Origin of the sequence: Kribbella sp. NPDC050470 (assembly GCF_044458365.1) — a bacterium.
GTDB lineage: Bacteria > Actinomycetota > Actinomycetes > Propionibacteriales > Kribbellaceae > Kribbella.
In genome coordinates this window covers 254,553-272,539 of record NZ_JBITHV010000007.1, presented here as the reverse complement: position 1 = coordinate 272,539, position 17,987 = coordinate 254,553, and the positions used below count along the sequence as shown (strand labels likewise).

Annotated in this window: 24 protein-coding genes; 10 read left to right on the top strand and 14 right to left on the bottom strand. The window is 68.0% G+C overall.

Annotated elements, in window-relative coordinates:
• Window positions 1-14: 14 nt before the first annotated feature.
• From ACIBGM_RS22365 to ACIBGM_RS22350, 4 genes are all read right to left on the bottom strand, one after another.
• Window positions 15-683: a response regulator transcription factor gene (locus tag ACIBGM_RS22365; RefSeq protein ID WP_360525279.1), complete on the bottom strand. Its 669-nt coding sequence runs from the start codon at window positions 681-683 to the stop codon at window positions 15-17.
• Window positions 680-1,864, bottom strand: coding sequence for a sensor histidine kinase (locus tag ACIBGM_RS22360; RefSeq protein WP_396386643.1), 1,185 nt, complete (start codon window positions 1,862-1,864; stop codon window positions 680-682). Before ACIBGM_RS22360 ends, ACIBGM_RS22365 begins: the two co-directional genes overlap by 4 nt.
• A 125-nt stretch (window positions 1,865-1,989) precedes the next feature.
• On the bottom strand, window positions 1,990-2,631 hold the full coding sequence (locus ACIBGM_RS22355; protein ID WP_360525273.1) for a TetR/AcrR family transcriptional regulator: 642 nt from the start codon (window positions 2,629-2,631) through the stop codon (window positions 1,990-1,992).
• Between the two features lie 57 nt (window positions 2,632-2,688).
• Window positions 2,689-3,690, bottom strand: coding sequence for an acyl-CoA desaturase (locus tag ACIBGM_RS22350; RefSeq protein WP_360525270.1), 1,002 nt, complete (start codon window positions 3,688-3,690; stop codon window positions 2,689-2,691).
• 1,035 nt (window positions 3,691-4,725) lie between these two features.
• On the opposite strand from ACIBGM_RS22350, the gene ACIBGM_RS22345 reads away from it, so the two are divergent.
• Window positions 4,726-4,920, top strand: a complete 195-nt coding sequence (locus ACIBGM_RS22345) for a hypothetical protein (RefSeq protein ID WP_396386642.1) — start codon at window positions 4,726-4,728, stop codon at window positions 4,918-4,920.
• Between the two features lie 169 nt (window positions 4,921-5,089).
• Here ACIBGM_RS22345 and ACIBGM_RS22340 read toward each other — a convergent pair whose 3' ends face one another.
• Window positions 5,090-5,494 (bottom strand): NUDIX domain-containing protein, encoded by a 405-nt coding sequence (locus tag ACIBGM_RS22340; RefSeq protein ID WP_396386641.1) that lies wholly within the window; start codon window positions 5,492-5,494, stop codon window positions 5,090-5,092.
• Between the two features lie 105 nt (window positions 5,495-5,599).
• Here ACIBGM_RS22340 and ACIBGM_RS22335 point away from each other — a divergent pair, with 105 nt between their 5' ends.
• The 3 genes from ACIBGM_RS22335 (at window position 5,600) to ACIBGM_RS22325 (ending at window position 7,216) form a co-directional block, all read left to right on the top strand.
• The gene (locus tag ACIBGM_RS22335) at window positions 5,600-6,067 is read left to right on the top strand and encodes a hypothetical protein (protein ID WP_396386640.1); all 468 of its coding nucleotides are present in this window, start codon (window positions 5,600-5,602) and stop codon (window positions 6,065-6,067) included.
• A 122-nt stretch (window positions 6,068-6,189) separates the two neighbouring features.
• Window positions 6,190-6,639 carry a DUF4304 domain-containing protein gene (locus ACIBGM_RS22330; RefSeq protein ID WP_360525221.1) on the top strand — a complete coding sequence of 150 codons (450 nt, stop codon included), beginning with the start codon at window positions 6,190-6,192 and terminating at the stop codon, window positions 6,637-6,639.
• A 133-nt stretch (window positions 6,640-6,772) separates the two neighbouring features.
• Window positions 6,773-7,216, top strand: coding sequence for a hypothetical protein (locus tag ACIBGM_RS22325; protein WP_360525219.1), 444 nt, complete (start codon window positions 6,773-6,775; stop codon window positions 7,214-7,216).
• A gap of 84 nt (window positions 7,217-7,300) precedes the next feature.
• Here the strand turns inward: ACIBGM_RS22325 and ACIBGM_RS22320 are convergent, their stop codons facing one another.
• Window positions 7,301-7,573 (bottom strand): MafI family immunity protein, encoded by a 273-nt coding sequence (locus ACIBGM_RS22320; RefSeq protein WP_360525216.1) that lies wholly within the window; start codon window positions 7,571-7,573, stop codon window positions 7,301-7,303.
• 520 nt (window positions 7,574-8,093) lie between these two features.
• Between ACIBGM_RS22320 and ACIBGM_RS22315 the strand changes: the two genes are divergently transcribed.
• A complete protein-coding gene (locus ACIBGM_RS22315) occupies window positions 8,094-8,270 on the top strand; it encodes a hypothetical protein (protein WP_396386639.1) in 177 nt (58 codons plus the stop codon).
• 92 nt (window positions 8,271-8,362) lie between these two features.
• Here ACIBGM_RS22315 and ACIBGM_RS22310 read toward each other — a convergent pair whose 3' ends face one another.
• The gene (locus ACIBGM_RS22310; protein WP_396386638.1) at window positions 8,363-8,596 is read right to left on the bottom strand and encodes a bacteriocin immunity protein; all 234 of its coding nucleotides are present in this window, start codon (window positions 8,594-8,596) and stop codon (window positions 8,363-8,365) included.
• A gap of 251 nt (window positions 8,597-8,847) precedes the next feature.
• On the opposite strand from ACIBGM_RS22310, the gene ACIBGM_RS22305 reads away from it, so the two are divergent.
• A complete protein-coding gene (locus tag ACIBGM_RS22305; protein ID WP_396386637.1) occupies window positions 8,848-9,621 on the top strand; it encodes a DinB family protein in 774 nt (257 codons plus the stop codon).
• 243 nt (window positions 9,622-9,864) lie between these two features.
• Here the strand turns inward: ACIBGM_RS22305 and ACIBGM_RS22300 are convergent, their stop codons facing one another.
• Together ACIBGM_RS22300 and ACIBGM_RS22295 are read right to left on the bottom strand one after the other, a co-directional pair.
• Window positions 9,865-10,515, bottom strand: a complete 651-nt coding sequence (locus ACIBGM_RS22300; protein WP_396386811.1) for a uridine kinase — start codon at window positions 10,513-10,515, stop codon at window positions 9,865-9,867.
• A gap of 46 nt (window positions 10,516-10,561) precedes the next feature.
• Window positions 10,562-11,107, bottom strand: coding sequence for a cadmium resistance transporter (locus ACIBGM_RS22295; RefSeq protein WP_396386810.1), 546 nt, complete (start codon window positions 11,105-11,107; stop codon window positions 10,562-10,564).
• Between the two features lie 91 nt (window positions 11,108-11,198).
• Between ACIBGM_RS22295 and ACIBGM_RS22290 the strand changes: the two genes are divergently transcribed.
• Window positions 11,199-11,681 carry a hypothetical protein gene (locus ACIBGM_RS22290; RefSeq protein ID WP_396386636.1) on the top strand — a complete coding sequence of 161 codons (483 nt, stop codon included), beginning with the start codon at window positions 11,199-11,201 and terminating at the stop codon, window positions 11,679-11,681.
• Between the two features lie 39 nt (window positions 11,682-11,720).
• Here the strand turns inward: ACIBGM_RS22290 and ACIBGM_RS22285 are convergent, their stop codons facing one another.
• The 3 genes from ACIBGM_RS22285 to ACIBGM_RS22275 form a co-directional block, all read right to left on the bottom strand.
• On the bottom strand, window positions 11,721-12,053 hold the full coding sequence (locus ACIBGM_RS22285; protein WP_360536933.1) for a VOC family protein: 333 nt from the start codon (window positions 12,051-12,053) through the stop codon (window positions 11,721-11,723).
• A gap of 140 nt (window positions 12,054-12,193) precedes the next feature.
• Window positions 12,194-12,613 (bottom strand): hypothetical protein, encoded by a 420-nt coding sequence (locus tag ACIBGM_RS22280; protein WP_396386635.1) that lies wholly within the window; start codon window positions 12,611-12,613, stop codon window positions 12,194-12,196.
• Between the two features lie 89 nt (window positions 12,614-12,702).
• Complete coding sequence (locus tag ACIBGM_RS22275) at window positions 12,703-13,461, bottom strand: hypothetical protein (protein WP_396386634.1); 759 nt, start codon at window positions 13,459-13,461, stop codon at window positions 12,703-12,705.
• A gap of 175 nt (window positions 13,462-13,636) precedes the next feature.
• Here ACIBGM_RS22275 and glmU point away from each other — a divergent pair, with 175 nt between their 5' ends.
• Together glmU and ACIBGM_RS22265 are read left to right on the top strand one after the other, a co-directional pair.
• Window positions 13,637-15,112 carry a bifunctional UDP-N-acetylglucosamine diphosphorylase/glucosamine-1-phosphate N-acetyltransferase GlmU gene (gene glmU / locus ACIBGM_RS22270; RefSeq protein ID WP_360536937.1) on the top strand — a complete coding sequence of 492 codons (1,476 nt, stop codon included), beginning with the start codon at window positions 13,637-13,639 and terminating at the stop codon, window positions 15,110-15,112.
• 13 nt (window positions 15,113-15,125) lie between these two features.
• Complete coding sequence (locus ACIBGM_RS22265; protein WP_360536939.1) at window positions 15,126-16,106, top strand: ribose-phosphate diphosphokinase; 981 nt, start codon at window positions 15,126-15,128, stop codon at window positions 16,104-16,106.
• A gap of 3 nt (window positions 16,107-16,109) precedes the next feature.
• Here ACIBGM_RS22265 and ACIBGM_RS22260 read toward each other — a convergent pair whose 3' ends face one another.
• Window positions 16,110-16,295, bottom strand: coding sequence for a hypothetical protein (locus ACIBGM_RS22260; RefSeq protein WP_396386633.1), 186 nt, complete (start codon window positions 16,293-16,295; stop codon window positions 16,110-16,112).
• Between the two features lie 39 nt (window positions 16,296-16,334).
• On the opposite strand from ACIBGM_RS22260, the gene ACIBGM_RS22255 reads away from it, so the two are divergent.
• Window positions 16,335-17,096, top strand: a complete 762-nt coding sequence (locus tag ACIBGM_RS22255) for a DUF1932 domain-containing protein (protein WP_396386632.1) — start codon at window positions 16,335-16,337, stop codon at window positions 17,094-17,096.
• On the opposite strand, the gene ACIBGM_RS22250 is transcribed toward ACIBGM_RS22255, so the two are convergent.
• Window positions 17,089-17,700: a hypothetical protein gene (locus ACIBGM_RS22250; protein WP_396386631.1), complete on the bottom strand. Its 612-nt coding sequence runs from the start codon at window positions 17,698-17,700 to the stop codon at window positions 17,089-17,091. The genes ACIBGM_RS22255 and ACIBGM_RS22250 overlap by 8 nt on opposite strands.
• Window positions 17,701-17,987: the final 287 nt, after the last annotated feature.

Here is a 17,987-nt window from a genome sequence, read left to right as displayed (position 1 = left end):
GTAGTACCTGGGTATTACTTGTTCGGCCGGACCAGGCCGGTCTCGTACCCGAGGACGACCAGGGCGACCCGGTCGCGGAGCCCGGTCTTCGCCAGGATCCGGCCGATGTGCGTCTTGACCGTTGCCTCGGACAACGTGAAGAGCTGGGCGATCTCGGTGTTCGACAGACCGCGGGCGACCTCGACCAGAACCTCGCGTTCCCGGGCGGTCAGCTCGGCCAGGTCCGGCCGTTCCACCTCGCCGTCCGGAAGGGACCCGGCGAAGTGCTCCAGCAGGCGTTTCGTCGTACTGGGGGAGACCACGGCGTCACCGGAATGCACCTGCCGGATCGCCGACAGCAGGTCGGCGGGCGGTGTGTTCTTGAGCAGGAAGCCGGCCGCGCCGGCCTTGATCGCGGCGAACGCGTACTCGTCGAGGTCGAACGTGGTCAGCACGATCACCTTCGGAGCCTGCGGCAACGACTGGAGCCGGCGGGTGGCCTCCACCCCGTCCAGCCGCGGCATCCGGACGTCCATCAGCACGACGTCGCAGGCGGTCACCTGGATCTTCTCGATCGCCTCGCCGCCGTCACCGGCCTGGCCGACCACCCGCATGTCCGCCTGGGAGTCCACCAGCATCGTGAAACCTGCTCTGACGAGTTCCTGGTCGTCCACGAGGAAGACCCTGATCACGTCGTCATTCACTGCTCTCCTCCAGTGGGCAGGTGGTACGGCAGCCTGGCGATCACCTCGTAACCGCCACCCGCCTTCGGGCCGGCGTTCACCGTACCGCCGGAGATCGAGGCTCGCTGCCGCATCCCCACCAGGCCGTGACCCGGGTCGGAGCTCGGCGCGACCCCGGCGCCCCGGCCGTCGTCGGTGACCACCACGGTCAGCATCTCGCGGCCGAAGTCCAGCGCGACGGAGGTCCGGGCTCCCGGCCCGGCGTGTTTCAGCGTGTTGGTCAGGCCCTCCTGGACGATCCGGTACGCCGTCAGGCCGAGCACCGAGGGCAGGTCCCGCGGCGCACCGGTCACCTGGTAGTCGACGGAGAGCCCGGCTTCACGGACGTTCTCGATCAACTCGGGCAGGCTGGAGACACCCGGTTGCGGGCGGGGCTGGTTCGGGTCGAGCTCGAGCTGCTCCTCCTGCTTGAGCAGGCCGAGCATCTTGCGCATCTCGGTCAGGCTCGCGCGGCCGGTGTCGCCGATCGTGGCCAGCGCCTTCTTCGCCTGCTCCGGCGACTGGTCCGCGGCGTACAGGCCGCCGTCGGCCTGGACGATCATGATCGACAGCCCGTGCGCGACCACGTCGTGGATCTCCCGGGCGATCCGGGTCCGCTCGTTGGAGACGGCCAGCTTGGCCTCGCGGTCGCGATCCCGTTCGAGCTGGGCGGCCCGATCTTCGAGCTGAGCGACGTACAGGCCTCTGGTACGGCGTCGTTCGCCGGTCGCCCAGACGCCGAAGACGAGCGCGCCGAGGGCGACCATCATCGTGACCTGCTGCTTCCAGTCGGAGTTCGACCAGTAGCGCGAGACCGCCATCAGGACGCCGAGGCCGCCGATCCCGAGGGCGATCCGGCTGTACCGCACCTCGCCGTACACCGAGATCGTGTAGAGGGCGACGAGCAGGCCGAAGTTGGCCGGCATCAGCTGGGTGCCGGACAGCCACTGCAGGACGGCGACCGCGCAGACGCCGAAGAAGACCACTTCGGGATGGGTGCGGCGCCAGACCAGCGGAACCAGCATGCCGAAGCCCAGGATGCCCTCGAAGCCCGTCTGCGCGATGCCCAGGAACCCCAGGATCAGGCACATCGCGCCGGCCAGCAGCAGGTCGAACGCCTTGCTGCGGGCAGGCACGGGCCGCGCGGTCAGGATCCCCGTCATGCGGGCCAGGGTACGGGGAAGCGCCGCCCGGGTGGTCATGCCACGGGCGGATGTCGTGTCCTACCGGGGTCTACCTGTCCTGCCGGGGTCTACGTGTCTGCCGGGGTCTACGTGTCTGCCGGGGTCTACTTGTGCGGCCGGGTCGAGAGCGTGGGCTTGGCTTCCAGGCCGGACAGGCCGTTCCAGGCGAGGTTGACCAGGTGGGCGGCGACGTCCGGCTTCTTCGGCTTGCGGGCGTCCAGCCACCACTGACCGGTGAGCGCGACCATGCCGACCAGCATCTGCGCGTACATCGGAGCGTTCTTCGGGTCCAGGCCGCGGCGCTTGAACTCCTCGGCCAGGATGTGCTCGACCCGGGTGCCGACGTCGCTCAGGATCGAGATGAACGAGCCGCTGGACGACCCGACCGGCGAGTCCCGGACCAGGATCCGGAAACCGTCGGAGTTGTTCTCGATGTAGTCCAGCAGCGCGAGCGCCGCCTGCTCGACCAGCTCGTGCGCGCGCCCGGCCGTCAGCGACTGGGTGACACCGTCGAGCAGCGCCCGGACCTCGCGGTCCACGACGACGGCGTACAGGCCTTCCTTGCCACCGAAGTGCTCGTACACGACCGGCTTGGAGACCTCGGCGCGCGCCGCGATCTCCTCCACCGACGTCGCCTCGTACCCCCGCTGGGCGAACAGGCCGCGGGCGATGGTGATGAGTTGTTCGCGACGTTCGGCACTCGTCATCCGGATCCGGCCGGACCGCCGCGGTTTGGGTTCCGTCACGTCGAGATCACGTCAGCATCATGCCGTACTTCGGTGTTGCAAGTCGGAGGTTTACGGTCAGGCTGCTTTCAGAGTACGCGTGGTGGCATCGGCACGGCGCGCCTCCAGACGCTCCTTGACCGGCCAGCGGACATCGCTCACCCAGCCCATCTTCTCGAAGAACCAGATGCACCGGGCGGACGTGTCGAGCTGTCCCTTGAGGACGCCGTGCCGCGCGCAGGTCGGGTCCGAGTGGTGCAGGTTGTGCCACGACTCGCCCTGGCTCAGGATCGCCAGCCACCACACGTTGCCGGACTTGTCCCGGCTCTTGAACGGCCGGTCGCCGATCGTGTGGCAGATCGAGTTGATCGACCAGGTCACGTGGTGCAGCAGCGCGATCCGGACCAGGCTGGCCCAGAAGAACGCGGTCAGCGCGCCCTCGATCGACCACGACCACAGCCCGCCGATGACCGCCGGCGCGAGCAGCGAGATCGTCACCAGCAGTGGGAACATCCGGGACACCTTGACGATGTCCTTGTCCCTCAGCAGATCCGGCGCGTACTGCCGCTGCGGGGTCTGCTCGGTGTCGAACAGCCAGCCGATGTGTGCGTGCAGGAAGCCCTTGGTCAGCGCGCCGAGGCTGGTGCCGTACTTCCACGGGCTGTGCGGGTCGCCGTCGCGGTCGGAGAACTTGTGGTGCTTGCGGTGGTCGGCCACCCAGCGGATCACCGGCCCCTCGATCGCCAGCGAACCGGCGATGGCCAGCGCGTACTTCATCGGCCGGTTCGGCTTGAACGACTTGTGCGTGAACAGCCGGTGGAAACCGATCGAGATGCCGTGCCCGGCGACCGTGTAGAACACCACGGCCAGGATCACGTCCCGCCAGCCCAGGAACCCGCCCCAGGCGATCGGTACGGCGGCCAGCACGGCGAGGAACGGGATCCCGATGAACAACGCCAGCGCCACCTGCTCCCACGGGCGCTTCTGCTCACCCCCGAGCGTCCCGGTGTGCACGTCGAGCTCGTCGGCCTGCGCGGCGCGTTCGGGCGCCTCCGGTGCGGCTACGGCGGGTGGAGTCATGGCGTAATTCCCTCAGCTGGAGGACTGCTTACCTACGCCACCGTAACCTACGGAGCCGTAGGTAAGGAACCCCACAGCGTGTCGCTCACCCCACTCCATGGCAGACTGTCCCGGCGACCACGATCCCCCGTGGGGTACTCGGCAGCCCGCGAGACTTTGAATCTCGAAGACCTGGATCGAAACCAGGCGGGGGAGCTTTCTCACGTAGGACCCGTGTTGCTCACGGGTCCTACCCACGCGCCGCGACGCCCGGCTCCTACGTCGCCGTGCTCGCCACCGCTCCCACCCACCCGAAGACGGTGCGTGCTACCGCGCGCTCCTTACCGCTTATCGCGCGGCCTGTCGCGTGCTCCCGCCCGCCGTTTCGCGCTGCCGCGCGGGCCTTGGCGTGCTGCCGCCCGCACTTGCGCGCTGCCGCGCGCCCCGACCGCCCCGTGGTCCCGCCGACTCGTGGTGTGTTGCGGCCTGCGTGGTCGAGTGATGCATCCCACGCGCCGCTACGCCCGGCTCCTCCGTCGCCGTGCTCGCCACCGCTCCCACCCACCCGGCGACGGTGCGTGCTCCGCGCGCTCCTTGCCGCTTATCGCGCGGGGAGCTTGCGCGCTCTCGCCCGCACCTGCGCGCTGCCGCGCGCCCTCGACCGCCCCGTGATCCCGTCGACTCGCGACGTGCTGCCGGCTGCGGTCGGGTGGTGGGCTCCCAGGTGGTGACGGGCATGGTCACGGCGCATTGTGCTCGGACGAGCCGGCACGTCGTACTGCCGATTGAGCACCGACAAGAGGTTGCTCCTGATGTCCCGGGGAGGATGCCCGGCTCGAAATGGCCCGGCAGATTGGAGCACGAAGGGCTCCGCGAGCAGACTGTGCCCGTGACGGAACGGCGGCTCATCGGCTACTGGCGCAACGAGGCATCCCGAGTACCCAGACCCGACGGATCTTGTCGACGAGTCCTGGGATGCGGACGAACCCACATGGTCTCGTCCTACCTGTCCAGTGCAACAACAGTCGTCTCATACATGGGCTCTCGCCCTGCCGCGTGTGTGGCAACCAGAACGGCGCGCTGGAGTTCTCCGACGGCACCTATCAGTGGCCCGAAGGCTTGGCCCATTACGTCTACGACCACGCCGTTCGTCTACCAGCCGAGCTCGTCGAGCACGCGCGCAAGCAGTTCGACCGCCTGGAGGCCGGAAGCGCCACCCTCGACTGGTGGCTCACGGTCACACGCCCCTGACCCACAAAAGCCGCACCTATCCGCCGCGACCCCCGGATTCGCACTGACACACGTCCGCCCACACGGCTCGGCGGTGGCTATTCCGTCGCAAGTTGGGCGTTCTCTAGTACGACGCCCGGACTGGCGCCGGCAGCGCACTCAGCTGCCGATGACAGAGCAGCGTTGAAGTTCAGGCGTGCTGGCTCCGTATCGCGTCCACCAGGGCCGTGCGCACGAGTACGTGGGCGGGAGGAGGAAGCTCCTCGAGGCCGAACCATCCGATGTCGTCGTGTTCCTCGGGAGCGACGTTCGCCGGCGTTCCCTGCCAGTCACGCACCAGCCAAGCGCTGAGGAGTGCCGGCTCTTCTGCAGGTCCTGCGGTCACCCGACACAGATGAGACGCCGAGTCCGTCGCTATCTGCACGCCGAGCTCCTCTTGCAGTTCCCGCGTGAGCGCGCCCAGTTCTGACTCGCCGGCCTCCATGAGTCCACCGGGCAAATCCCACACGTCTGGGTACGCACGTTTGTTCGGCCTCCGATGCACGAGTAGGACTCGACCTTCACGAACCAGCGCGCCGACGACGACCTTATGCATTCGCGTATCAAAGCATCGACATCCGACAAGCGAGCCTCGCTCATGCCGCGGACAGCGTGGTCTCAGCCGGCGATGTTCGATCGCCGCGTCTGCGAGACTGCCCTCGTGGCAGCGAACCCGGGAGCCGGTCGGCACGAGCCGACCCGCGCTGAGGTGCACGCCTGGTGGGAGGACGTCGTTGCGGGGCGTCGTACCCGAACCGAGGCATCGGAGTTGGCCCAGCCGTGGCTGCAGGCCAACTTCATGGGGGAGGAGCTGGTGCTTCAGGGCCTCCTCTACCTGCAGGCGTTGGACCTTGGCGTTGACGCCCCGGGGGACACGCCCCGACATCGGTCCGGATCCGCCTCCGAGTACTTGGTATCGGACGCGGACATGGCTACGGCGCTCAGTCGATGGTTACAAGAGCTGGATGTCGTTGACGAGGATCCTGCCGGTTGGACGGTCCGGCACTTTCAGAGGATGGTCAGTGGCTTCGCCACGAGATGCGGCGCTGACCGGGCGCGCTCCTTCGGCGCGAAGCTCGTCGCTGCCGGCCACCTCACCAGCGCAGACGTTCTCGACGCGTTACGATAGCCAGGCCCGGGACCTTCGGCGCCACACCAACGCCCGGATCAAGCTCGCCGCCGGCCTTCACCTACTGTTGCGGGCGACCGTGACGAGGATCTTTGGATCGACGGCGTGGAAGGCGGAGGGCAATGACGCCGCGTGAGGCGATGGATGGCGCCTTGAAGGATGCGATCACGCAGTACCTGCGTCCAATGGGGTTCACCGGATCTCTACCGCATCTGCGTCGCCGTTCCGACGCCCAAATCTGTTTGATCAGCTTCCAGTTCTACTCGGCCGGCGGAAGCTTCGCCGTCGAGGCGGCTGAGTGCGGGCCCGACGGATTCACCACCTCCTGGGGCGAACACAAACCACCTCACAAGGTAAAGGCCTGGGATGTCCCGGCGCCTCGGCCGCGACTTGGAAGTGCGGATTTTCCCCATGGCGATCATTGGTTCGTCTTTGGCCCGCGAAACTATGAGCCGGGCGCGGAGAAGCTGCAGCGCCTTGAGGTCTACGAGGCGCTCGCTGCCGAAGTGATGCGATCTGTCGAGTCGCAGGCAGGGCCGTTCTGGAAGCAACAACTCTCGGCGCGGACGTAGCGCCAGCTGACTCAGCGGCGTAGTGCGTAGGCACCCAGCGCTGCCGAAACGCGCTCATGGCTCCGATGTGCGGACGCACCGCCCTCTGCACCGAGTTCTCTCGGGAGATTTGACGAGCCGCTAGCATCCGTCCATGCCGATGCTTGAGGTCCCTGGGACCTTTACGATGCTCGTCCCAGAAGGTTGGAACGCCAGCCAAGACGGGCGGACCTACGAGTTGACGCGACCCGGAGAGGACGGCGCGGTCCATGTGTCCGTCTACGACCGCGATGGATCGCCCTTGGGGGAGGACGAGGCGGGTCGTCTTGCGTCGAGGTTCATCGAACGGGCCGTCGTGTCAGACTCCGTTGCAGTCACCGTTCTGAAGGAGGATCAGAGCCAGCACCGTGCAGTCGCCCGATTCACCTCCGACGGCGACGGATCGGCGTACGCCTGGCTGGTGTTCCTCGTGTTGTGGCGGGAACGGTTTCTGATCTGCTCTTGCAATGCGGTGCCGGACTCGTCGCTGCTGGACGAAGCGGAGCGCATGTTCGCCACCATCTTCAAGCCCAAGAAGAGCCTCTTCCGGAAGAAGTGACCCGCAGGCTCGGGCCCGAACGCGGACGTCCGGTAGCCGCGGGTCAGCAAGGCGGTGTCATGCGGATGGGCCCGGCGTTCGCCGTCAGCTCTCCGGAAGGAACGACAGCGCATTCGGAACGCGATCACCCAGATGCATCCGGTCGGCGAGCGCGAGCAGGTCGGCTCGCTCGTCGCGTGCGAGCGGCAACTCATCCTCGGAGAGGACGTCCGCTAACTGTTCGAGTGCCAGGCCGAGTTGGTTCGCGTCGACGAACTCAGCGATCAACGCGATGTCCTTGCCTCGAAGCCGGTCATCCAGCCGGATGAGGAGGCCGTGCAGAAGTCCGGCGATCTCTTCGTAGTAAGCGCGATCCACGCAAGAAGTATCACCTGGCGGACGAGAGTCGCGCAGCAGTCGACGGAGGACAACATATGTCCGCCAACTGATCCGCGACAGATGTCCGCCAACCGATGTGCGACAGGCTAGAAGTCTGTCCACGTGTCGAAGCAACGCAAGCAGCTGGATCGCGGACACGTCAACCGACGACGTACGGACGAACGGGCTCGGGTCCGCGGATCTCGGTTGATCCACGCGGGCAGCGGAACGACACTGGACGCCATGCGAGGTCCCAAGCAGCCTGTCTACCGGTTCTCCGGCGCACCCTCGTGGGATCCGTCTGCCCTTCGCGACGCGCTCTCCACTGCGCGATCTGCAACTGTCGCGCGGCGGATTCCTGATCTTCGCCACGGATCGGCACGCTGACGTCCTCGACGACACGACAGCGAAGTACGTATCCGTTGTGCGCAGCGAAGACGGCCCGCTCATTGACGAACCCGGAGCCGTCGGGGATCTGGTCGAAGCGCTTTCTGTCACTGAGGTCACCGACCTTCTGTGCATGTGCACTGGCGACGTTGCCGCCGAGTTCTTCGACGACGACCGCAAGTTGCTCGCGGTTGTCCGACTCGACTTCCCGAACCGCGTCGAGTGGCCGCACTGGCCCGGCCAGGCCTACGTCGCCGACCCGGACCGGCTTCGCCGATGGTTCACCGCCCACTACGACATCGCGAAGTAAGCTGCCTCGCGTAGGCGCCCAGCGCTGCTGAAGCGCGCTCAGCCGATGTGCGTCCACCCGGGGCACCGTCGTTTACTCGCCGAGAGAATCGCTCAGAGTTCGATCGCGCGGTAGGCGAGAGCCCGGTCGACCACCTCTTCCGGGGTTGGGTCGTGGTCGAACTCATCGCGAGGCCAGAAAATGAGCCCAGTAGCGCGAGGATGCGGCACAGCGGCCTGGAAGTCAGCAACGAGACGATCGACTTCCTCCTCGCTTGTGTAGTCGCCCGTCATGATCCGGTGCACGATCCGGATCAGTTCGGCGCGCTCGCTTGGTGGAGGACTCATGGCCGTCTCCCATTTCTGTGGACTGGCCGATCATGCCAGGCGACGCAGAACGTCTTTCTATGCCGCGATTCGTGCTTGCGCTCTGGCGTAGATCGCTTGGCGGGCAGGTGTCGCACATCTGCTCGTTGTCTGGCGCGTCGCGGTCGCGAGCGGGGCAAGGGGCGGGCTGAGGGGCCGCGTCGTGGACGCTGTGCCGGATTCGACCAGCGGTGGCGGTTGGGTTGTGGGGGTTGTCGGTGGGGGGTGGAACGATGTTGTGGTCGGCGATGGAGGGAGAGGTTGTGGCGCGGTTTGGTAAGGGTGATGAGCTTCGGGGGGCGGAGTTTGTGGGGGTGGATCTGCGGGGGGCTCGGTTTGTCGAGGCTGATTTGTCGGGGGTGGTGATGCGGGGCGTGGAGATGCGGGAGGTGGATATCGACGCGCCTTGGATCGCCCACGGGGAGAGCTTCTTTCGGGTGAACGGGGTTGATGTGACCGCGTTCGTCGAGGGTGAGCTTGATCGGCGGTTTCCGGGGCGGGCGGAGCGGCGGGCGGGGGATCCGGTGGGATTGCGGGCGGCTTGGGGTGCGGTCGAGGGGGCCTGGGCGGCGGCGCTCGAGCGGGTCGCGGGGATGCCGGACGGGACGGTTGACGTGTCGGTGGATGGCGAGTGGTCGTTTGCGCAGACGTTGCGGCATTTGGTGCATGCGACGGATTTGTGGTTCGGGAAGGCAGTTCTGCAGATCGAGGAGCCGTTCCATCCACTCGGTCAGCCGTATGACGATCGGGAGCTCGGAGGATCGGTCGCCGCTACGAGCACGCCGTCGTACGGCGAGGTGCTCGAGGCCCGCGCCAGTCGGGTCGCGATGGTGCGCGACTTCATTGCCACGGTGACGCCGGAGGTGCTGGATACGGAGTGCAGGAATCCGCACAACCCTGACCATCCCGAGACCGTACGGTCCTGTTTGCACGTGATCCTCGAGGAGGAGTGGGAGCACCAACGGTTCGCCCTGCGCGACCTCGACACCATCGAGGCGCGCGGCTGAGCGCGGTCAGCGGTTGGGTGGCTTCCAACGGGTGAGGTGGACGGCGAACCACAGCGCGGCGGCAGTCGCTGCATGGGCTGGATCGTTCGGGGACAGGCTCAGGCCGTCGGGGGAGTTGTGTCGAGCTGGGCGTCGTACGCGCGGACCAAGGTCCCATTGACGCACGCGGGGCACTGGGGCACGTGGGCCGACAACTCTTCGAAGGAGGCATGCTCCGTTGCTGTGGGCTCCTGGTTTCGGCTGCTAGGGGCGGTGGACGAGGTGTGGGGTTTCGGGGGTGGTGTTGTCGATGATGAGTGTGGCTCGGGACTGGGGGTTGCAGGCGTTGGTGTAGAGGTGTTGGGCGGCGATGTAGCGCTGGATCGTGGGGTGGTTGGGGTCCGGGTTGGTGCCGTCTCGGGTGGCCATTCTTTGGGTGGTCACGTCGAACGGGACGGTGAGGAGGATCGAGAAGTCCCAGCAGGTGGCGAGTTCGTCTCGGTGGAGGAAGAGTCCGTCGGTGACGAGGACTGCGTTGGGCGGAGCAGTTTCGTACGGCGGGGTGAAGACGCGATCCGTGGTCAGGTCATGGGCGGCTCGGCGGTAGCGGCGGGAGCCGGCCGGGCCCAGAGGGACGAGGACGTCGGAGCGGAGACGGTCGTAGTTGAACGCGTCCAGCCAGAAACCTTCTGGTGACAGGCGACCGCGGCGGTACCTGAGGTCGCGGACGTTGTGGAAGTCGTCGACCGAGACGCGGATGACGTGTCGCCCAAGAGAGCGCAGTACGTCGGCCAGCTCGTCAGCGAAGGTGGTCTTGCCGGCGGCGTCGGGACCGTCGGTGCCTACGCGCACACAGTCGTCGCCGACCGCGGTCGGCACGAGGTCGGCCACCTGCTGAAGAAGTTCCGAGCGCATCACTCAGCCGGATCTTATTCGACGACGAGGGGCGGGGACACAACGATCAGAGAGCTTCGGCGAGGATGGCGAGGCCGATTGCGATCAGGACGATGGGGAGCAGGATGTGGCCCCAGCGGGCGAGGGCTTGGGCGATCACGGGGCGCGTGGCGAAGTAGCGGCCGGCGGCGCACCACACTGCTACGCCGACCAGGAACACCACGACGAAGATCGTCGTATGGCCGATTCCTGCGGTGGCGAAGACGGGGACGTAGACGCCGATGTTGTCGCCACCGTTCGCGAACGTGACCGCGGCGACCTGCCAGCTCGTCACGGCGGTCACGTTGTGCTCCTCCGGCTTGCCGCGGTCGCGCCAGACCGACCAGGCGGCGCGCAGGCCGAGTGCCAGCGGGAGCAGGCCGAGGAACGGGATCGCGGCGTCAGGCAGCAGTCCGGCGCCGAGCGCGCCGAGGACGGACGCCGCGAGGATGGCGATGAATCCGAGGTACTGTCCGACCACGATCCGTACGGCGCCGGTCCGGCCGGCGCGTTGTGCTTGTCCGAAGAACAGCGCGAGGATCACGAGGTCGTCGACGTTGGTGATCGCGAACATCCCGATCGCCTGCCCCACCAACCCGAGCTCCACAACCCTCCCCACCGCGACGAACGGACCCGGCACACCCTAGTGGCTGGATACTGGCGCGGTGATCGCGCTGCCGCATGAGCCGTCGGGGTTGACCAAGGCGACCTGGACGGATGCCGACTTCGCCGTGATGGGGTGGCATGACTGCCGGATCCATGCGGTGAGCATCGCTGAGTACGACGACGGGACGCTGCCGCCGGCGCGTGTGCTGCTTGACGTCGACTACATCGTTCGCCGGGTGGATGGTCAGGCGTTCAGTTTCTGGATTGCGCCGGCGACGCTCGTGTTCGAGGGTGTCTGGGAGATCCGGGGTGACTTCGGGCCGCTGCACGAGCTGCTGGAGATCGACGCACTGCACGGTCTCGATCCGCCGGACGCGACTCCTGATCCGTTGTTGCACCTCGAGGGCCACAACTTCGACCTCCGCCTCCGCTCGGCCGGCTTCACGCAGTACCTCCGCCGACCGCCCCAGCACGTACGCCGCCAACTGCTCACGCCGGCCGAACGCGGCGGCCTCAGCTTCGCCGAGCACTCATTCGCCTGAATCCGAGTAGCCGTAGTCACGGAGTTGCGAGGCTGGGGGTCAGCCGATGATGCAGAAGGTGGTGCCGTCGGGGGCTTCCATGACGATGAAGTCGGCGTCCGGGGGATAGACCCAGTCCTCGACTCGGCGGGCGCCGAGGGCGACGAGGCGCTCGACTTCGGCCTCGGGGGTGGAGGTGGTCTTGTCTACCCAGAGGTCGAGGTGGGTGCGGTCGGTTTCGTCGAGGTGAATGCGGGACCCGTGCCCGTTCCTGGGACCGAGGAAGTCCGGGTTGCCCGGGTCAGGGTCGTACCCGAGCGCCTGGCTCCAGAAAGCCGCCGACCGCACTCGATCCGGGACGTTCAAAACGATTGCTCCGAGCGACAAACTCATGAAAGCTCCTTGCCTGGTAGGCCGGACTCTGTCCCACTCAGCATGGCAGCCAGCGGGTGCGAGCATCCTCGGGTGCAGGCCGTCGGATGGGGCCGGCGTCCGGGCGCCTTGGTGTGCGCTCGTGACGGGGTGAGGGCTGGTTAGCGCTCCAGGTCGGAGCGCATTGCTTGGCGCAGTGATTTGACGGCTGCCTTGTACGCATTCATTGCCGCGGTCTCCACTGGAGAGCCGGTCTGGCTTCCGCTCATCAGGCAGTCGCGGTACTCGCGGACGCGATCGACTGCCTGGTCAGCGCTCGCCCGCACGCCCTCGGGCGCGAGGATCATGACCTGCTCGCGGTAGGAGTACAGGCCGGTGCGGTGCACCTCGCCGCGGAGAGTCTCGTCGAAAGGTGCTCCGTCCGTGCCGCGGCGGTCGCCCAGGCTGACGGCCCACAGCGACTCGGCAGCTTCGTTGAGCGAGGTCAGGAACTGCCCATACAGTTCGCGCCTGCTGTCTTTGGCGCGCTGTTGGCGCTCGCGACGCCAGCGAACCCGTTCTGCGATGAGTGTCGAGCTCACCCGATGACGGCTCCGACGACCGTCGACAGCAAGGTCCCCCAGTCCATCGGGCAAGTCTGGCATGGCAGGTGCCGAGCATCTGGGCGCGGTCAGAGGGGTTGGATCAGGAGGGTTATGAGGATGCTGGCGAGGAGGCCGGCGGTGAAGAAGAGGAGGTTGGCGTAGAGGGCTTTGCGGTCGGCGGTTTTGGCGGCGGCGGCGAGTTCGGCGCGGAGGGCGGTGATGATCGCGGTCTGTTGGGTGGGGGTGAGGGCGGCGAGGGGGTCGGTGGGTGGGGCCGGAGCCGGAGCTGGAGCAAGGGTTGGGGGTCTGCCGCCGTTTGTGGGAGCGGGAGCGCTGGTGCTGGCGGTGGGAGCGTTGGTGCCGGGGGTGGGAGCGGGAGCGCCGCCGGGGGCGGGGGCGCCGCTGCCAGGGGCGCCGCTGCCGGGAACGCCGCTGCCGGGGGCGGGGGCGCGGCGGCGTTCGGTTGGGGGCTGCCACGGACCCGGGGAGGTGGGTGGTTCGCCCGCCGGCTTCGGCGGCTGCGATTGGCCGGGTGATTCCCAACCTGGCTGCGATCGGCCGGGTGGTTCCCAACCTGGCTGGGACTGGCCGGGCAGTTGCCCACCCTGCTGCGGCTGGCCAGGCGGTTGCCAACGTGGCTGGGAGGCGGGCGGCCACGGGTCCGGGCGGCGTTTCGGCTTTTCCCAGCCCTGCTGCGGTTGGGATGGGACGGCCCGGGCGTCCGGCTGGTGGCGGGTGAGGAGGGGGATCGTGCGGGGGCGGCGGGACTGGCGGGTGAGGGTTATTGCGGTGGTCAGGGCAGCGGCCAGGGCGATGAGTGTGGTGAGGGCGGCGGCGAAGTCCACAGGGTGATGGTAGGGAAGATACGGAGAGTCAGCACCGCGTGAGGCGGGTCACGGCGTTCGGGTGGGGCCGGTCGGGGGCGCGCGGGGGAGCAAGTAGGCTTGCGCGGGCACCGTTTCGAGTGCCCATGCTGATACTGGCTCCAGAAACTCGCAGGGAACTCGAGGAGAAGACCGCGTGACTTCCCATCGTCCCGCGGCGGTCGTGATCATGGCCGCCGGTCTGGGAACCCGGATGAAATCGGCGACCCCGAAGGTGTTGCACGAGATCGGCGGGCGCAGTCTCGTCGGGCACGCCGTGGTCACCGCCCGTGCACTCGCCCCGGAGCACCTGGTGGTCGTGGTCGGCAACGGCCGCGAGCTGGTCGAGGCGCACCTCGCCACCGTGGACCCCGAGGTGAAGACCGCCGTCCAGGAGCAGCAGCTGGGCACCGGTGACGCGGTCCGTTGCGGCCTGGCCGCCGTACCGCAGGATTTCGAGGGCTCGGTCGTCGTCACCTCGGGTGACGTGCCGCTGCTGGAGGCGGAGACGCTGCAGGAGCTGGTCGCCGAGCACGACAAGCAGGGCAACGCGGTGACCGTGCTGACCGCGCGGGTGCCGGACCCGACCGGGTACGGGCGGATCATCCCGGGCGATGACGGCACTGTCGCCGGGATCGTCGAGCACAAGGACGCGACGCCGGCGCAGCGCCAGATCGACGAGATCAACGCCGGGATCTACGCGTTCGACGCGGCCACGCTGCGCGACGGCCTGAGCCAGATCACCACCGACAACGCGCAGGGCGAGCTGTACCTGACCGACGTCCTCGCGATCGCCCGATCCCAAGGTAAGCGCGTCGGTGCGTACGTGATCGAGGATGCGATGCAGACCGAGGGCGTGAACGACCGCGTCCAGCTGGCCGCGCTCCGCGCCGAGCTGAACCGCCGTACGCTCGACAAGCTGATGCGCGCCGGCGTCACGATCGTCGACCCGAACACCACCTGGGTCGACCAGACCGTCCAGCTGGCCCGCGACGTCACCCTGCTGCCGAACACCCAGTTGCACGGCGCCACCACGGTCGACGAGGGCGCCACGATCGGCCCGGACACTACGCTGACCGACGTGAAGGTCGGTGCCCAGGCGACCATCATCCGGACGCACGGATCACAGTCCGAGATCGGTCCGCAGGCCTCGGTCGGCCCGTTCGCCTATCTCCGCCCGGGCACGAGCGTCGGCGTGAAGGGCAAGATCGGCACATTCGTCGAGACCAAGAACACCAGCATCGGCGACGGCGCCAAGGTGCCGCACCTGACGTACGCCGGTGACGCCACGATCGGCGAGGGCGCGAACATCGGCGCCGGCACGATCTTCGCCAACTACGACGGGGTCAAGAAGCACCCGACGCACGTCGGCAAGCACTCGTTCATCGGCAGCAACTCGGTGCTGGTCGCGCCGCGGACGATCGCGGACGGCGCCTACCTGGCCGCCGGTACGGCGCTGACCGAGGACGTCGGCCCGGGTGAGATCGCGGTCGCGCGCGGCCGGCAGCGCAACATCAAGGGCTGGGTGGCCCGGAAGCGGGCGGGTACCAAGACGGCGAAGGCTGCCGAGGAGGCCCTGGCCGCGCAGCAGACGGACGACGCTGCTGTGGGCGACACTGGCGAGAAGGCGTAACGGGAGGCCGGCCATGAGCGGCATGAAGCGAACCACCGAGAAGAACCTGATGGTGTTCTCCGGCCGGGCTCACCCCGGTCTGGCCGAGGAGGTCGCCGAGCAGCTCGGCGCCGGCCTGGTCCCGACGTCGGCGTACGACTTCGCGAACGGCGAGATCTACGTCCGGTTCGAGGAGTCGGTCCGGGGCAGCGACGCGTTCGTGATCCAGAGCCACACCTCGCCGATCAACGAGTGGATCATGGAGCAGCTGATCATGGTCGACGCGCTGAAGCGGGCGTCGGCCAAGCGGATCACCGTGGTGCTGCCGTTCTACGGGTACGCGCGGCAGGACAAGAAGCACCGTGGCCGGGAGCCGATCTCGGCCCGGCTGATGGCCGACCTGTTCAAGACCGCGGGCGCGAACCGGCTGATCTGCGTCGACCTGCACACCTCGCAGATCCAGGGCTTCTTCGACGGCCCGGTGGACCACCTGATGGCGCTGCCGATCCTGAGCGAGTACGTGCAGAACAAGTACGGCGACCAGAAGCTGGCCGTGGTCTCGCCGGACGCCGGCCGGATCAAGGTGGCCGAGCAGTGGTCGGCCCGGCTGAACGGCGTACCGCTGGCCTTCATCCACAAGACCCGCGACATCGACCGGCCGAACGAGACCGTCGCGAACCGGGTCGTCGGTGAGGTCAAGGACCGGGTCTGCATCCTGGTCGACGACATGATCGACACCGCCGGCACCATCACCAAGGCAGCCGACGCCCTGTACGCCGACGGCGCCGCCGGGGTCGTGATCGCGGCGACGCACGCGATCCTGTCCGGCCCGGCGGTGGACCGGCTGAAGAACTGCCAGGCCAGCGAGGTGATCGTCACCAACACGCTGCCGATCGCGGAGGACCGCCGGTTCGACAAGCTCACCGAGCTCTCGATCGCGCCGCTGATCAGCCGGGCCATCCGCGAGGTCTTCGAGGACGGCTCGGTGACCAGCCTGTTCGACGGCCGCGCCTAACCGTCAGGCGCGCCGCCACGCGAAATACGCCGTACCCAGCGACGCTGCCGTCATCGGCAGCGCGGTGATCAGGCCTGCGACGCCATTCCCGAGTACGACGAACGTCGCGACGATCGTCAGCCATCCTGGCCAAGCTCGGCCTGCTGACGAACGACGAGCAGCATCGGCGGGTGCTCGCCGTACTGGCATATCTTGGGGAGCATTGACCGCTCACCCTGAGGACACTCCATGCGGATCGCTGTGTTCCACCCCGGCGCGATGGGTTCGAAGCTGGCCGCGCAGTTGGTTGCCGCGGGCCACGAAGTGCACTGGGTCCCGGACGGCCGCAGCCCGGAGAGTACGGCGCGCGCCGCCGACGCCGGCCTGATCGGCACACCGTTCGCCGAGGCCGTCGGACTGGCTGAGGCGGTGCTATGTTCGTGCGCGCCCCAGGGTGCGGTGGACATCGCCGTGCAGGTAGGGCAGGCCGGGTTCGACGGGCTGTACATCGAGGCGAACCCGCTGTCGCCGAAGTCACTGCGGGAGGCGCAGGAAGCGGTCGCTCGGGCGACGTTCGTGGACGCCGGAGTGGTGGGCCCGCCGCCGACGGGTGGGCCGAGCCCGACGCACCTGATGCTGTCCGGCGCAGCGGCTGAGCAGGCAGCCGGGCTGTGGGCAGGGACCGCGGTCACGCCCATGGTGGTCGGCGTCGAACCAGGTGCGGCCAGTGCGGCCAAGTCGTCGTACGCGCTCTACAACAAGGGCAAGGCGGCGCTGGCCGTTCTCGCCTTCCAATTGGCCGAGAAGCACGGAGTGACGGAGGCGCTGACCGCACAGCAGGTCCGCGGGGACGCCGGCTCGCTGAGCGACCCGGCTCTGCCCGATCAGCTCCGCCGGGTTGCCTGGCGCTGGGGACCGGAGTTCGACGAGCTCGCGGAGACCCTGGACGAGGCCGGGCTCGAAGGCGACGCCGCCCGCGCCCTCCGCCAGGTCTGGACCAAGCTCACATAGCCCGCGGGTCGTAGGCGCGGTAGACGTCCGGCGGGATGCGCTCGATCACGCCGTTCAACGCCTCGAGGCGGTTCAGCACGTCGCGGACGACGAACGAGTTGTCGCCCCAGGAGACCAGCGCGTTTCCGGCGACCTGCCACTCCAGGCCGCCGTTGGACAGCATCCACTCCATCATCCGCGGCGTCAGCACCGCCGAGGCGAACCGTTCGTCCGCGCAGTCGACCTTGAACTTGTCGTTGAACCCCTGGCTCAGCGTCAGCGGTGGGAGGGCGACCGGCAGGGTGAGCGCGACCAGGTGCACGATCCGCCGCTGCGGCTGACCGTTCGCCCCGGCGGTCGAGAAGACGTAGTCCAGCACGCACATCCCGCGCCCGCGGAACTCCCCGGCGAACATCTCCCCGGGCTCGCCGTACGTGAACAACCGCGCCGCGACCTCCATCAGCCACGGGTTCGGCGGCGCGAGGACCCAGCCGGCCTGGGCTGCCTCCGCAGCGCGCCGACGCAGGACGGCGGAGCCCTTCTTGTGGATCACCACGATGAACACGACCAGCAGCGTGATCAGCAGGGCAACGATCAGCGGGAGCACGAGCATCGGAGCCAACACGCCAGCAAAGTAGCCGAACCGCCGGGCCACCCGGTTCCGGTATAGCCCGCTGGGGGAAATTCACCGTCCGGGCCCGTGATTGCGCAGCCGAGGAACGGATTTCCTGTCCGGGCGGGGTGATGGGTAGACTGTTTTGGTTGCCTCGGCGAGGGACGCCCCCCGAGAACTGTTGGGCGCGGCTCCGTGATCGACGCGGTGGTTCGTTGCCTGACGCCTTCTCCGGGGTCACAAGGCGCCCGCTGAGGCCGCAGCCGAGTTCCACCTAGACAACAGATCACCGCAACGCA